The following is a 14605-nucleotide window of genomic DNA, read 5'->3' on the forward strand; positions in this document are numbered from 1 at the left end:
AAGGAAAATCCCTCGCGCCCGTGCGCGGCCGTTGAGACGATCGCCGCCATGACCGCCACCGCCCGCACCTTCGAAGAGCTCGTCGCCGAAGCCGAGGAGGCGTCCGTCGACGGCTGGGACTTCTCCTGGTTCGAGGGCCGGGCGACCGAGGAGCGGCCCTCGTGGGGGTATGCGCGGGCGATGGGGGAGCGGCTGGCTCGCGCGTCCGCCGCGCTCGACATCCAGACCGGCGGCGGCGAAGTCCTCGACTCCGCCCCGAAGCTGCCCCCGCTCGCCACCGCCACCGAGGGGTGGCCACCCAACGTCGCCAAGGCCACCGCCCTGCTGCACCCGCGTGGCGTCGTGGTCGTCGCCTCCCCCGAGGACGCGCCGCTGCCGTTCGCGGACGAGGCCTTCGACCTGGTCACCAGCCGGCACCCGGTACGGACCTACTGGGACGAGATCGCCCGCGTACTGTGCCCCAAAGGCACGTACTTCTCGCAGCAGATCGGCCCCGCGAGCGTCTTCGAACTCGTCGAATACTTCCTCGGCCCGCAGCGGGACGACATCAAGAACGCCCGTCACCCCGACCGCGCCCGCGTCGCCGCGGAGGCCGCCGGGCTCGACGTCGTGGACCTGCGCGCGGAGCGGCTGCGCATCGAGTTCTACGACATCGGAGCCGTCGTCCACTTCCTGCGCAAGGTGATCTGGATGGTGCCGGGCTTCACCGTCGACCAGTACCGGCCCACGCTCCGCGCGCTGCACGAGGAGATCGAGGCGAAGGGCCGGTTCGTCGCCCACAGCACCCGCTTCCTGATCGAGGCGCGCAGGCCGGCGGCGTGAGGGTCACGCATGGGGTCCCGCCTTCACCTTCCCCACCACCAACTCCGGCTTCGCCTCGAGAACTTCGCCGACCCGCTCCACCTGCCGTGCCAACTCCCGCTCCCGCGCGGGCGTCAGCTGTCCCAGCGGCTCCACCGTGACCGTTGTGCGGCGTCCCTGGCGCCGTTGGTGCCAGACCCCGGCGACCACGCCGTCGACCAGCAGCACCGGGTAGTTCCCGGCCTGCCCGCCGGCGAGCGCGCGCTCGTACGCCGCACCCGGGAACAGCGCCTCACGCGGCTGACAGCCAATGGCGTACGCGTCGAAGTACGGCAGCAGCCGCACCCCGCGCACCGGCTCCTGGGGAAACTCCGTGTCGCCGGCCGCCACCCACGCCGGACCGCCCGCGAAGTCGACCTCCTCGATGTCCCCCGCGTCCGCCAGCGAAGCGAACAGTTCGGCAGCCCAACCCCGGGGCGCCGCCGCCCACTTGGCGAAGTGCGAAGCCGTCGCGGGTCCGTAGGCGCGCAGATGGCGCCGTACGAGCAGGGAGAGTCTCTGGTCGGCAGCGAGCGGCTCGAAACGCGGGGGGCGCGTGTACGTCACCTTGTGCCCCCGGTTCGGGCCGAAGCACAGCGCGCCCCGCCGGCCCGCCCGGTGCATCACCTGGCGCCAGCGCGGCCACATGCCCTGGAACGCGGGCATCACCAGGTCACCGGCCCACGGCCCGGTGCGTGCCACGACCTCGTCGCCCAGCTCGTCGATGGTGAGGGATGCGCCGTCCAGAGCGTCACCGATCGCCGCGACGACCTCGTCCGCCTGCGCGTCGGTGAGCCGTACCTCCGGCCGGAACGGGCTGGGGCCGGTCGGGACGGCCGCCAACGCGGCGGTCCAGAGCGGGAGTTCGGCGGACGGGAGCAGGTGCAGCGTGCCGCGCGGGCCGTATGTCTTCACCAGCGAGCGGTCCTCCCACAGTGCCGCGCGCACGTCCGCCCGGGTCACCCCGTCAACCCGGACCCCCACTGACACCTCGGCCGCCGACAGCACCTGAGCGTGCGCGCCGAGCATCGCCCCGACCACTTCGGCGACCGCCGTTCCGGCCTTCGCGGGAACGGCCAGGAACTGCCGTTCCATGCGCCGCGCGCTCGCCTCGTCCCATGTGATCCTCAAGGTCATGGGGCGACGCTGGACCGCAAAGAGGTCAGATCCTGTCCGCTGTGCCGGGCATCCTCATGGCGCGCCATCCTGCCGAACCTGACGAGGAGTTGACCATGTCGAAGGGCAAGGGCCCCTACGCCTGCGGTCTCGACGCCGCCGTGGATGTCGTCGGCGGCAAGTGGAAGCCGATGATCCTGTGGGCGCTGCACGCGGGCGGGACGCTGCGCTTCGGAGAGCTGCGCCGCCATGTCGCGGGGGTCAGCGAGAAGGTACTGAGCCGGCAACTGCGCGAGTTGGAGGCCGACGGGATCGTGCACCGGGAGGTGTACGGGGAGGTGCCGCCCAGGGTGGAGTACTCGCTGAGCGACCTCGGCGAGACACTCAATACGGCCCTGGTACCACTGGGCGAATGGGGTGATCGACACATGCGTGAGCTGATTGACCGAAAACATCCCAATGGGGCCCACTCGGCGTGAGACGGCCGTCCGTATCGCGGACGTGTGCCGGGCATCACGGGCCCCATCTCCATAGGGTTTCCACATCGTTATCGAGGGTGGCTCGCCTCGACTGTTCGGCTCACGTAAGTTCAGACCAAGGTAATTCGCGTGAGCAAAGCTGCGCGTGTGGCACCGCGCAGTGGAGGGGGTTGCGCGGTGCTGCGCCCATTTTCTGACAGAGCGTCACACCTCGTGGACCGTGACCCGCACCCCGCGCCGTACACCCCACCGCTCCATCGCCCCGGCCTCCGCTTCCAGGACGCACCGGGCCCGCGGTCGCGGCAGCCCCACCCGGCCCGGACGCATCGTCCGCACCGCCAGGACCCGCGACTTCCGGTCCAGATAGGCCACGTCGATCGCGAACCGCATCCCCACGGTGTGTACCGAGCTCGCCGGACTCAGCAGCAGCGCGCCCTCGATCCCGTCGCGTCCGAGCAGTCCGCGCCGCCGGGTGCGCGCCGACTCGGCGCGCTCGAGGGGCACCGGCCCCGGCGTCTCGGGTGTGGTGAACGTGGCCATGGCTGCGAAGTTAGCGGTGGCGTCAAGGGGGCGTACGCCGCGAGCGTCACCCGCCTGGAGTACGGCAGGGCGAGTCGGCGAGGAAATCGCAACCGGGGGCAAACCCATCGGATCTTCCCGCATCCTCCGCGATTCCCTTTGAATCCGCTGCGATTCGGCCATGATCGGGCCCTGAATCCCGGCTTCCGGGCCCATCGGGGCGTCGCCGGGCGATTTCGGAGAGTAGTTGTGGCACGCCGATGCACGCAGCATCACTTACGAAGGGTTATGGTGGAAACCCCCCCTCGGGCCGGTCCGTCTCCCCCCCCACGGACCGGCCCGTTTTTTGTGCCCGCACGCGGTGGCCCGACGGGCGCCCCCGTGCGCCCTCGCCCCCGGCGACACCCACCCCGGTGACTCAGTGCCCACCTGCGGCGGGTGCGCCGACCTGTGTCAGCTGCGACCGGCCCAGATGTTCGTGCCCGGCGTCGACACCGCGAACGTGTCGATCTCCTTCAGCTCCTCGTCCGTGAGCTTCGGCGCCGCCAGTGCCGCCACGTTCTCCTCCAGCTGCGCCACGCTGGACGCGCCGATGAGGGCGGAGGTCATCCGCTCGTCGCGCAGCACCCAGGTGAGCGCGAGCTGGGCGAGGGACTGACCGCGGCGGGCCGCGATGTCGTTCAGCCCGTTCAGCCGGCGCACCACCTCGTCGCTCAGCAGGTTCGGGTCCAGCGACTTGCCCTGCGTGGCGCGCGAGCCCTCCGGGATGCCCTTGAGGTACTTGCCCGTCAGCAGGCCCTGCGCCAGCGGCACGAAGGAGATGCATCCCATGCCGGCGTCCTCGAGCGTGTCGAGCAGTCCGTCGTCCTCGGTCCAGCGGTTGATCATGGAGTACGAGGGCTGGTGGATGAGCGGACGTACACCCATGTCGGTGAGGATCCGGGCAGCCTCGGCGGTCTGCTCGCTGGTGTAGGACGACACGCCGACGTACAGCGCCTTGCCCTGCTGGACCGCGGACGCGAGCGCGCCCATCGTCTCCTCCAGCGGAGTGTCCGGATCGAAGCGGTGCGAGTAGAAGATGTCGACGTAGTCGACGCCCATCCGCTTCAGCGACGCGTCCAGAGAGGACAGCAGGTACTTGCGGGAGCCCCACTCGCCGTACGGGCCGGGGTGCATGAGGTAGCCCGCCTTGGTCGAGATGACCAGTTCGTCACGGTACGGCGCGAAGTCCTGCTGCAGCAGCTTGCCGAAGTTGAGCTCGGCCGAGCCGGGCGGCGGCCCGTAGTTGTTCGCCAGGTCGAAGTGGGTGACGCCCAGGTCGAAGGCGCGGCGCAGGATCGCGCGCTGGGCGTCCAGCGAGCGGTCGTCGCCGAAGTTGTGCCACAGGCCGAGCGAGACGGCGGGCAGCCTGAGTCCGCTGCGGCCCGTACGCCGGTATTCCATGGAGTCGTACCGGTCCGTTGCGGCGCGGTATACAGACGTGTCGTTCATGCAGAGGAAACTACGACAAGTCACTGACACCCCGTGCAAGGGCTCGGCCGGGGGCCCGGGGGTGCTCCCCGGGAGGACGCGCTCCGGGGGTAGGCTTCGCCCCGGGGGACCGCCATACGGACAGGGACTGTGCTCGCTCGCGCCTGTCCGACCCGCACGGAGGGGCTGACAACACGTGACCTTGCGCGACAACCTGCGCCGTCTGCTGGTCAGGTTCTATGCACGCAGGGTGGAAGGCCACCTCGACCACGACCAGGTGCCCAAGCACATCGGGGTCATCATGGACGGCAACCGGCGCTGGGCGAAGGCCGCGGGCTCGACCACGGCCCAGGGCCACCGCGCCGGCGCCGACAAGATCGAGGAATTCCTCGGCTGGTGCTCGGAGACCGATGTCGGGGTCGTCACCCTGTGGCTGTTGTCCACGGACAACTTCGACCGCCCGCAGGAGGAGCTCGGCCCGCTGCTCGGCATCATCGAGGGCGTCGTCCGCACCCTCGCCGCCGACGGCCGCTGGCGAGTGCACCACGTGGGCACGCCCGACCTGCTGCCCTCGGGGATGCAGACGGTACTGAAGGAGGCCGAGGAGTCCACCGCGCACGTCGACGGGATACTCGTCAACGTCGCCATCGGCTACGGCGGCCGGCAGGAGATCGCCGACGCGGTCCGCTCGATGCTCCTCGACGCCCATGAGAAGGGCACCTCGATCGAGGACCTCGCCGACACGGTCGACATCGACCTCATCGGCAAGCACCTCTACACCGGCGACCAGCCCGACCCCGATCTGGTGATCCGGACCAGCGGCGAGCAGCGGCTGTCCGGATTCATGCTCTGGCAGACCGCCCACTCCGAGTACTACTTCTGCGAAGTCTTCTGGCCGGCCTTCCGCAAGGTCGACTTCCTGCGTGCCCTGCGCGATTACGCGGCGCGACACCGTCGTTACGGTGGCTGATCCCACCGGCACCCGGGGACCGTACGTCACCAGGAGTTAACGAACGCGCCGTCATATGCCGTGGCATGGCGTGGCCTGTTCGAGGGCATAAGCCTTCCAGGTCGACGCCCGAACCACGGGTGTCGGATCTCAGCGGACGGCACGGGGCCGTCCGCCCGGGAGGCCCTTTGCACCAGCCCGACCGTGCAGTCAGTACGGACGAGACGGGGGGCCGGTTTCCGGCCCGCGCATTGCGGCCAGGACCGGTCCAGCTCCTCTCCGTCGCTCCCCGACCTCATCCGAGGGGGTACGTCCTTCCGTGGTGACCAGCACAAAGCGCCACAAGCCAGACCGGCGCACTTATGTTCTCGACACCAGCGTCCTGCTGGCCGATCCGAATGCCCTGAGCCGCTTCGACGAGCACGAGGTCGTGCTTCCGATCGTCGTGGTCACGGAGCTGGAGGCCAAGAGGCACCATCCCGAACTCGGCTACTTCGCCCGGCAGGCACTGCGCCTGCTCGACGAGTTCCGGGTGCGGCACGGCCGCCTCGACTCGCCCATCCCGATCGGGGACCTCGGCGGGACCGTACGCGTCGAGCTCAATCACTCGGACCCCAGCGTGCTGCCCAGCGGGTACCGCCTGGGGGACAACGACTCCCGGATCCTCGCGGTCGCCCGCAATCTGCAGGCCGAGGGGTACGACGTCACGGTGGTGTCGAAGGACCTGCCGCTCCGGATCAAGGCCTCGTCCGTCGGGCTCCTCGCCGAGGAGTACCGCGCGGAGCTCGCCATCACGGGCTCCTCCGGCTGGACCGGAATGTCCGAGCTGACCCTCTCGGGTGAGCAGGTGGACGTCCTCTTCGACGTGGGCCACGCCTATGTCCCCGAGGCGGCCGAGCTGCCGGTGCACACGGGCCTGACCATCCAGTCGGAGCGCGGCAAGGCGCTGGGGCGCGTCACGTCCGAGGGCAACGTCCGTCTCGTACGCGGCGATCGCGAGGCGTTCGGCATCAAGGGGAGGAGCGCTGAACAGCGCATCGCCCTTGATCTGCTCCTCGACCCCGACATCGGGATCGTGTCGATGGGCGGCCGGGCCGGCACCGGCAAGTCCGCGCTCGCGCTCTGTGCGGGCCTGGAAGCCGTCCTGGAGCGGCGCCAGCACCAGAAGGTGATGGTCTTCCGGCCGCTGTACGCGGTGGGCGGGCAGGAGCTCGGCTATCTGCCCGGCTCCGAGTCCGAGAAGATGAGCCCCTGGGCGCAGGCGGTCTTCGACACCCTCTCCGCGGTCACCAGCCGCGAGGTCATCGAGGAGGTCACCGCGCGCGGCATGCTGGAGGTTCTGCCGCTCACCCACATCCGCGGCCGCTCCCTCCACGACGCCTTTGTGATCGTGGACGAGGCCCAGTCGCTGGAACGGAATGTACTGCTGACCGTTCTGTCCCGAATCGGCGCCAATTCACGGGTTGTTCTCACCCATGACGTGGCGCAAAGGGACAATCTGCGCGTCGGCCGGTACGACGGAGTGGTCGCCGTCGTCGAGAAGTTGAAGGGCCATCCGCTCTTCGCGCATGTGACCCTCAATCGGTCCGAGAGGTCCCAGATTGCTGCCCTTGTGACCGAAATGCTGGAGGACGGTCAGATCTGACCCGACTCGCCCCACCTGGTCAAAGGGTGGTGCATACACGGTAGTTGGCGCCGTCCGGCAAAGGCGAAGAGCCTAGCCGGGCGGCGTCTTGGCGTGTGCTCGTTTCCGGAAAACTCCCGAGGCAAACGAGGTGTGAGCTTTCACACGCAACGCAGAATTGCCTTGCGGTGTGGGGTTACGGCAGAGTCTCACTCCTGTCAGGCCCCGCATACGACACACCTGTACCCCCTGGGGGCCCCTCCCAGGCCCTCAAGGCACTGGGGGAGGTACGGCACCACAGGAACCTCAGAACTCCATAGAGCCGTCGTATGCCGCCCGAGCACCACGCGGCGCTCTCCTCGCGAGAGTTGCCCACCGGGCCCGTGTCTCCCGTGACCCCGCAGTTGGGAGACCAGAGCCAGGGGCACGATTGCGTCCGCCAGGGTCACCGAAGCGGGCGATGCTGGAAGGAAACCGTGTGAGCCGGATTTCGGTCCGGGGATTCGCAGTGGCCTCTGCCACCGCGGTCACCGCTGTCGGAAGCGTCGTCGGAGTTGCCTCGGGCAGCACCGCTCAGCCGAACGATGCCGAGGCGACGGCAAGCGACTCGACCCTCCTCGCGGACATACCTGCGGGCCAGCAGGCCCAGGTGCAGACCGCGTCCCTGACGCAGCAGGCCGACGCACAGGCCATCGCCGCGGACGCGAGCGCCAAGAAGGACGCGGAGGAGGCTGCCCGCAAGCAGGCGGCCGACGACGCGATCGCGAAGCAGAAGGCCGCGGAGAAGGCCGAGAAGGAAGCCAAGGCGCGCAAGGCGGCGCAGGAAGCGGCCAGCCGCTCCGCGACGCGTGACGCCTCCAGCTTCTCCGTCCAGTCCTCGTACAGCACCGCGCAGATCCAGGCGATGGCACGCCAGATGGTGCCGAGCGGTCAGTTCCAGTGCTTCAGCAACATCGTGGACCACGAGTCCAGCTGGAACTACAAGGCGGTCAACGCCTCCTCGGGCGCCTACGGTCTCTTCCAGGCCCTCCCCGGCTCCAAGATGTCGTCCGTCGGTTCCGACTGGCAGACGAACCCGGCCACACAGATCAAGTGGGGCCTCAACTACATGAACAGCCGCTACGGCAGCCCGTGCGAGGCCTGGTCGTTCTGGCAGGCCAACAGCTGGTACTGAGCCCCACGGCGTACACCGGCCGCTCAACCTTCTGAAGCCCCTCCCCGTCCTAGGGAGAGGGGCTTCAGCCATGTACGGTCGGAACCGACGACTCCAGGGGGGAGTGGTGGGGAGCAACGGGGGAAAAGGACGGATCATGTCGCGAGTGCCAGGGTGGCTCGGCCGGCTGGGCGCCGGACTGACCGAGCTGGGGGAGCGGTTGGACGAGCGCCGCGCCGAGGTGGAGAAGGAGTCGCAGGACTCCCTCGACTCGGAGGGCGCGCTCGGCATCCTCAAGGACGAGACACCACAGGACTCGCCGGTCGCGGACGCCGGGACATCCGCGACCGCCGCCGGGAGTTCTCCCGAGAACCCTTCCGAGAACCGTCCTGGGAACCCCTCCGAGAGCCGTCCCCGGGAAGGTGCGTTCCCGCCTCCCGTCGCGTACGTGCCGGTGGCGGCCCATCGCCCCGACCCCGCCCTCGCCGTGCCGTGGGGTGTGCGGGTCGCGGCCGAGGCCGGCTGGCGGCTGCTCGTCCTCGCGGGCACCGTCTGGGTGTTGATGCGGGTCATCAGCGCCGTACAGCTGGTGGTGCTGGCCTTCGTGGCCGCACTGCTCATCACCGCGCTGCTGCAGCCGACGGTGGCCCGGCTGAAGAGTTACGGAGTGCCGCGCGGGCTCGCCACCGCGCTCACCGCGATCCTCGGCTTCGTCATCATGGGGCTGGTCGGCTGGTTCGTGGTCTGGCAGGTCCAGGAGAACATCGACAATCTCTCCGACCAAGTCCAGGACGGCATCGACGAGTTGCGCAAGTGGCTCCTCAACAGCCCGTTCCATGTGACGGACAAGCAGATCAACGAGATCGCCAAGAATCTGCGCGACGCGATCGGCGCGAACACGGATCAGATCACGTCGGCGGGTCTCGAGGGCGTGACGGTCATCGTGGAGGCGCTGACCGGCATCCTCCTGACGATGTTCTCGACTCTCTTCCTGCTCTACGACGGCAAGCGGATCTGGGAGTGGACACTCAAGCTCGTCCCGGCCGCTGCCCGGCAAGGTGTCGCGGGCGCGGGGCCGCGGGCGTGGCGCACGCTGACGGCGTATGTGCGCGGGACGGTGATCGTGGCGTTGATCGACGCGACCTTCATCGGGCTGGGCATCTACTTCCTCGACGTCCCCATGGCCGTCCCGCTGGCTGTCTTCATCTTCCTGGGGGCGTTCATCCCACTCGTGGGTGCCGTGATTTCCGGGGCGCTGGCGGTGGTGGTCGCGCTGGTGACGCAGGGTGTGTTCACGGCGGTGATGACGCTGGTCGTGGTGCTGGCGGTGCAGCAGATCGAGGGACACATTCTGCAGCCGTTCATTCTGGGGCGGGCGGTTCGGGTCCACCCTCTGGCGGTGGTCCTCTCGGTCGCCGCGGGGGGAATGATCGCCGGGATCGGGGGTGCCGTGGTAGCGGTGCCGCTGGTCGCGGTCACCAACACGGTGGTCGTGTACCTGCGTTCCTACGCTCGCGAGGCGGGCCTGCGCCACGCGCCCGAGCCCCGCGGCGCCACAGCCGTGGACGCGTCCCCGGCCCACCGGCCGTAGTTCTTCGCCCCCTCCGTCCCTACCCATTCCCGTCCCTGGGGCTCCGCCCCAGACCCCGTTCGCGCAGTTCCCCGCGCCCCTTTTCAGGGGCGCGGGGAACTGCGCAATCTTTTGGCGGGGGTCTGGGGCGCAGCCCCAGGTACGGGAATGGGTAGGCGCGGAGGGGGCGAAACACCCCAAAGCCCCGCCCACCCCCAGCGGAGGTGGACGGGGCCCGAGCGGGAACGCCCGCGGAGGTTACTCCGCGAGGACCGCCTCGGCGTCCAGCGTCGCGCCCACCGCCTGGATCACGGCCGCGATCTTGAAGGCCTCCTGGACGGTCTCCCGGTCGACCCCCGCCTTGCGGAGCACCTGCTCGTGGGAGTCGAGGCACTGCCCACAGCCGTTCACGGCGGAGACGGCGAGCGACCACAGCTCGAAGTCGACCTTCTCCACGCCCGGGTTGCCGATGACGTTCATCCGCAGGCCGGCCCGCAGCGTCCCGTACTCCGGGTCCGACAGCAGGTGCCGCGTCCGGTAGAAGACGTTGTTCATCGCCATGATCGCGGCAGCCGACTTGGCGGCGGTGTAGGCCTCGGGCGAGAGCTGGGCCTTCGCCTCGGGCTCCAGCTCACGCAGCACGCGCGGCGAGCGCGAAGCGATGGCGCAGGCCAGCACGGTGCCCCACAGCTGCTGCTGAGGGAGCTCCGAGTTGCCGATGACCGAGCCCAGGTTCAGGCGCAGGTCCTTCGCGTAGTCCGGTAGGGCGGACTTCAGTTCGGCGAGAGCCATGGAGGGTTACTCACCCGCCAGGAGCGCCACCGGGTCGAGGGTGTTCTCGCCCTTGGTCCAGTTGCACGGGCAGAGCTCGTCCGTCTGCAGGGCGTCCAGGACCCGCAGGACCTCCTTGGGGTTACGGCCGACGGAACCGGCGGTCACCATGGAGAACTGGATCTCGTTGTTCTGGTCGACGATGAACACGGCGCGCTTGGCGAAGCCGTCCTCGCCCTCGATGCCGAGGTCACGCATGAGCTCGTGCTTCGAGTCGGCCATCATCGGGAAGGGCAGGTCACGCAGGTCGTCGTGGTCCTTGCGCCAGGCGTGGTGCACGAACTCGGAGTCGCCGGAGAAACCGAGCACCTGGGCGTCACGGTCGGCGAACTCGTCGTTCAGCTTGCCGAAGGCCGCGATCTCGGTCGGGCACACGAAGGTGAAGTCCTTGGGCCACGCAAAGACGATCTTCCACTGGCCCTCGTAGGTCTTGTGGTTGATCTGCTCGAACTCCTTGCCCTTCTCCAGCGAGACACAGGCAGTCAGATCGAACTCGGGGAACTTGTCACCGACAGTGAGCACACGCTCTCCTTGCAGCGAGGAATTACCCCTTTTGGGGGCTTTTCCCATGGGTTGGACGCGATTGATGTTGGCACACGCTGCATTGATTAGGGAAATAGCTACACTCGGTCATGTTGATCGGCTACAGCTATCAGTGACTATGAGTAAGAGGTACGGCCATGGCAAGCCCGATGGGCGGCAAGGCGAGCTCCAAGGGGAACGGGCACCGCCGGCCCAGCCTCGCCCAGCTGCGCGCCTTCGCCGCCGTGGCCGAGCATCTGCACTTCCGTGACGCGGCCGCGGCGATCGGCATGAGCCAGCCCGCGCTGTCGGGCGCGGTCTCCGCCCTTGAGGAAACGCTCGGGGTGACCCTGCTGGAGCGTACGACCCGCAAGGTGCTGCTCTCGCCCGCCGGCGAGCGTCTGGCCGTGCGAGCGAAGGCCGTACTGGAGGCGGTCGGCGCGCTCATGGAAGAAGCCGAGGCCGTCCGTGCGCCGTTCACCGGAGCTCTCCGCCTCGGCGTCATCCCCACCGTCGCGCCCTACCTCCTGCCCACCGTCCTCAAGCTCGTCCACGACCGCTACCCCGACCTCGACCTCCAGGTCCACGAGGAGCAGACGGCCAATCTGCTGGAGGGGCTGGCCGTCGGCCGCCTCGATCTGCTGCTCCTCGCCGTGCCGCTCGGTGTGCCCACTGTCACCGAACTCCCTTTGTTCGACGAGGACTTCGTGCTCGTGACCCCGCTGGACCACTGGCTGGGGGGCAGAGAGGGGATTCCCCGCGAGGCCCTGCGGGAGCTGAATCTGCTGCTGCTCGACGAGGGCCACTGTCTGCGCGACCAGGCTCTCGACATCTGCCGGGAGGCGGGCCGTGCCGACGCCCCCGTCACGACCACCGCCGCAGGTCTGTCCACCCTCGTCCAACTCGTCGCCGGCGGCCTCGGCGTGACCCTCCTGCCGCGTACCGCCGTCAAGGTGGAGACGACGCGCAGCAACCAGCTCCTCACCGGGTACTTCGCGGATCCCGCGCCCACGCGGCGCATTGCGCTGGCCATGCGCTCCGGCGCGGCCCGCGGGGCGGAGTACGAGGAGCTGGCTTCGGCGCTGCGCGAGGCGCTGCGGCCTCTGCCCGTAAGGGCGTTGGGCCCGGAGGGCTGAACTGCCTGGCACAGTCGGTCATTTGGGCGACCGATGGAGCCTTTTGAGGGGCGGGAGAATTCAACTTCCGTCAGGTAGTGCGACTCTCGCTGAAATATGCGCCCGGACTGATACACATGCCCCCTCAGTGTGACGCATCAGGCGTCTGTACGAGGCTCCAGAGGCTTCAAGGGGAGTGATGTCGGGCATTCGGGATTCCCTTGGCCGGGTCGGATACGACCTGCTCTCACGCGCGCTGGACGAATGCCATCGCGAGGAGGCGACCGGGGGGCTGCGGGTCTCCGGGAAGCCCGGGGGAGTCTTCCACTTCCGCGACGGCCTTGTCGTCGCCGTCGAGAGCCCCGGTGCCCCGGGGCCCGAGGCGCGGATGCTGCGCACCGGCCGGATCAGTGGTGAGCAGTGGGCGGAGCTGGTCCGGGAAGCCGGGGGAGCGAGCTGGCCGGAGCCCGAACTGGTCGCGCGCGGCTATATGGGGGCTGCCCAGCTCAGGGTGGTCTGCATGATGGCGCTGCAGGACGCCGTCTTCGCCGTCGTCGCGGGGCGTGTGGACGGCTGCGAACGGCTCGGCGCCTCCCAGCCGTTGGCGCCGGTCGCCGTGGGCGAGGCGCCGGGGCGGCTGCTGCAGGACGCGGCTCGCAAGCTGGCCGCGGTCGCCGCGCTCCCGTACCCCGTACGACCCGACCGGGAACGGCCGGCGCCCGCCTCCGGAGCGGACCTCCTGTGTGTCCGACTCTCCTGCGCGCAGCGGGAGTTGCTGGCGCACGCCGATGGCCGGCGCACCGCCCGCGACATCGCCTTTGTGACCGGTCGCGCTGTCTACACCGTGACGGTCGGCATGGCCCGCATGATCGGCGAGGGCCTCCTGGAATGGACGGACGAAACCGAGCTGGCCACCCCGGTCACCTTTCACCTCCCGCCCACGGGCGCACTGCACCGCAGACCGCCGTCCGCACCTCGTCCGGCGGAGGGCGGGCCCGAAGCGGATCGTGGTGCGGGGCTCATGGGGGAGCGGCCCGAAGCGGACGGTGGCGGAGGGGCCATAACCCGGCAAGGGCCCCGCCCGGCCGGTACCGACGCACTCGGGGCAGCGACGCCCGCACCGGATGGCGTCGGGGAGCCGGTGGCTGCGGCGTCCGGACCGGCGGGTGCCGAGGGGCGGCCCGTCTCCGCGGTGGAGCCCTCCCTCCAGTCGGTGGAACAGGCCTCTCGGATGGCTCCCGAGGTGCTCTCGGCGCCGGCCTCCGCGGTGGGCACGGGGGCCGGCACCTCCACGGCTGCGGACGCGGCCCGCACCCCTTCGTCCGAGGCCGACACCCCCACCACACCCCCACGCCCCACCACCTCAGAGCTCCCCCGGCGCAAACCCGGGGCGAGCGGGATGACCGAAACTCTCGCCCCGGAAAGAGCCGGGGCGAGTTGGAAAGGGTTCTTCCGTCTGCGCAACCGGATCTGGACCCCGGATTCCGGTACCTGACATTCCCGGGGAACCGCGAAGTGGATCAGCGTTCTTCCGCGCGAGAACGAACAAGTGTGATCAGGCATCAGGGAGTTCAGCACATGGATCACGAGGCACTGGCCATGGAAATGAGAGGCCTGCGGGAGCAGGTGACCGGAATTACCGATACGGCGGTGGCGGCCGCCGACGGACTGCTCATCGCTGCGGACACCGCGGACACCATCGACCCGGAGGGACTCGCCGCGATCGCGGCGGCGGGCCTGGGCATCGCCCGACGCGCGACCGAGACGACGGGCCGGGGAGCCTTCCGGCAGACGGTGACGTACGGCAGCCAGGGCTGCGCCGCCTTCTACGCGGTCGGCGACACCGCGTTGATGGTGGTCCTGGGCGACGAGGGCATCGACCTCGACCGGCTCCACGAGGAGACCCGGCCCGCCCTGGGACGCATCGGAACGATTCTCACCGCGACCGAAGGGACCTGACCGCATGGCGACGAAGAGGATGACGACGGGGTTCTCGGACCAGGTCATGAGCCTGGTCAAGTCCCTCCGCACCGAGGCACCGGACTGTGTGGCCTCGGGAGCGGTCGATATGTCGACCGGCATGCTGCTGGCCTACGAGACCGTGGACAGCCACCCGCCCGAGGTCCTGGACCTGCTCGCGGGCGCGACCCTCGACCTGTTCCAGGGGCGTACGGTCGTGATGATCGAGGACGTCTTCAAGGAACGCCGGGGCGTCAGCAGCGATCAGCACTTCTTCCAGGAGATCCTGGTGAACAGCGACAACCTGACCCATCTGTTCGTGCGCATGAACGACCACCAGGACGTCGTCGCCGTGGTCGTCTGTCGCAAATCGGTGAACGTGGGCATGCTCTTCGCGCAGGTCAGGCGTGTCGTACGGGAGTACACCGTCTGACCGCCACCGGGTCGGGGGCGCGACA

At 69.3% G+C, this 14605-nt stretch carries 15 protein-coding genes; 10 read left to right on the forward strand and 5 right to left on the reverse strand.

The window, feature by feature from the left end; all coding sequences use genetic code 11:
* Positions 1 to 48 precede the first annotated feature (48 nt).
* Positions 49 to 822 (forward strand): class I SAM-dependent methyltransferase, encoded by a 774-nt coding sequence (locus OG390_RS33265; protein ID WP_406173058.1) that lies wholly within the window; start codon positions 49 to 51, stop codon positions 820 to 822.
* Between the two features lie 3 nt (positions 823 to 825).
* Here the strand turns inward: OG390_RS33265 and OG390_RS33270 are convergent, their stop codons facing one another.
* Positions 826 to 1977 carry a winged helix DNA-binding domain-containing protein gene (locus tag OG390_RS33270; RefSeq protein WP_406173059.1) on the reverse strand — a complete coding sequence of 384 codons (1152 nt, stop codon included), beginning with the start codon at positions 1975 to 1977 and terminating at the stop codon, positions 826 to 828.
* 95 nt (positions 1978 to 2072) lie between these two features.
* Here OG390_RS33270 and OG390_RS33275 point away from each other — a divergent pair, with 95 nt between their 5' ends.
* Positions 2073 to 2435 (forward strand): winged helix-turn-helix transcriptional regulator, encoded by a 363-nt coding sequence (locus OG390_RS33275; protein ID WP_406173060.1) that lies wholly within the window; start codon positions 2073 to 2075, stop codon positions 2433 to 2435.
* Between the two features lie 204 nt (positions 2436 to 2639).
* Here the strand turns inward: OG390_RS33275 and OG390_RS33280 are convergent, their stop codons facing one another.
* Both OG390_RS33280 and mgrA read right to left on the reverse strand, forming a co-directional pair.
* A complete protein-coding gene (locus OG390_RS33280) occupies positions 2640 to 2975 on the reverse strand; it encodes a DUF192 domain-containing protein (protein ID WP_406173061.1) in 336 nt (111 codons plus the stop codon).
* 432 nt (positions 2976 to 3407) lie between these two features.
* Entirely contained in the window at positions 3408 to 4445 is a 1038-nt protein-coding gene (gene mgrA / locus OG390_RS33285) for an L-glyceraldehyde 3-phosphate reductase (RefSeq protein WP_406173062.1), read from the reverse strand.
* Between the two features lie 175 nt (positions 4446 to 4620).
* Here mgrA and OG390_RS33290 point away from each other — a divergent pair, with 175 nt between their 5' ends.
* From OG390_RS33290 to OG390_RS33305, 4 genes are all read left to right on the forward strand, one after another.
* Entirely contained in the window at positions 4621 to 5394 is a 774-nt protein-coding gene (locus OG390_RS33290; protein ID WP_399088950.1) for an isoprenyl transferase, read from the forward strand.
* 298 nt (positions 5395 to 5692) lie between these two features.
* The gene (locus tag OG390_RS33295) at positions 5693 to 7018 is read left to right on the forward strand and encodes a PhoH family protein (protein ID WP_388877841.1); all 1326 of its coding nucleotides are present in this window, start codon (positions 5693 to 5695) and stop codon (positions 7016 to 7018) included.
* Between the two features lie 439 nt (positions 7019 to 7457).
* Positions 7458 to 8171: a transglycosylase SLT domain-containing protein gene (locus tag OG390_RS33300; RefSeq protein ID WP_399088946.1), complete on the forward strand. Its 714-nt coding sequence runs from the start codon at positions 7458 to 7460 to the stop codon at positions 8169 to 8171.
* A 136-nt stretch (positions 8172 to 8307) separates the two neighbouring features.
* A complete protein-coding gene (locus OG390_RS33305) occupies positions 8308 to 9741 on the forward strand; it encodes an AI-2E family transporter (RefSeq protein WP_406173063.1) in 1434 nt (477 codons plus the stop codon).
* A gap of 237 nt (positions 9742 to 9978) precedes the next feature.
* Here OG390_RS33305 and OG390_RS33310 read toward each other — a convergent pair whose 3' ends face one another.
* Both OG390_RS33310 and OG390_RS33315 read right to left on the reverse strand, forming a co-directional pair.
* Positions 9979 to 10512, reverse strand: a complete 534-nt coding sequence (locus OG390_RS33310) for an alkyl hydroperoxide reductase (RefSeq protein WP_406173064.1) — start codon at positions 10510 to 10512, stop codon at positions 9979 to 9981.
* 6 nt (positions 10513 to 10518) lie between these two features.
* Positions 10519 to 11073, reverse strand: coding sequence for a peroxiredoxin (locus tag OG390_RS33315; protein WP_028804634.1), 555 nt, complete (start codon positions 11071 to 11073; stop codon positions 10519 to 10521).
* 158 nt (positions 11074 to 11231) lie between these two features.
* Between OG390_RS33315 and OG390_RS33320 the strand changes: the two genes are divergently transcribed.
* The 4 genes from OG390_RS33320 to OG390_RS33335 all read left to right on the forward strand — a co-directional run bounded on the left by OG390_RS33320 (position 11232) and on the right by OG390_RS33335 (position 14580).
* A complete protein-coding gene (locus OG390_RS33320; protein ID WP_406173065.1) occupies positions 11232 to 12209 on the forward strand; it encodes a LysR substrate-binding domain-containing protein in 978 nt (325 codons plus the stop codon).
* Positions 12210 to 12387: 178 nt separating this feature from the next.
* Positions 12388 to 13683 (forward strand): hypothetical protein, encoded by a 1296-nt coding sequence (locus OG390_RS33325; protein WP_406173066.1) that lies wholly within the window; start codon positions 12388 to 12390, stop codon positions 13681 to 13683.
* 83 nt (positions 13684 to 13766) lie between these two features.
* A complete protein-coding gene (locus OG390_RS33330) occupies positions 13767 to 14147 on the forward strand; it encodes a roadblock/LC7 domain-containing protein (protein WP_406173067.1) in 381 nt (126 codons plus the stop codon).
* A 4-nt stretch (positions 14148 to 14151) separates the two neighbouring features.
* Positions 14152 to 14580, forward strand: a complete 429-nt coding sequence (locus OG390_RS33335) for a hypothetical protein (RefSeq protein WP_406173068.1) — start codon at positions 14152 to 14154, stop codon at positions 14578 to 14580.
* Positions 14581 to 14605: the final 25 nt, after the last annotated feature.

It is taken from the genome of Streptomyces sp. NBC_00996 (genome assembly GCF_045162675.1).
GTDB lineage: Bacteria > Actinomycetota > Actinomycetes > Streptomycetales > Streptomycetaceae > Streptomyces.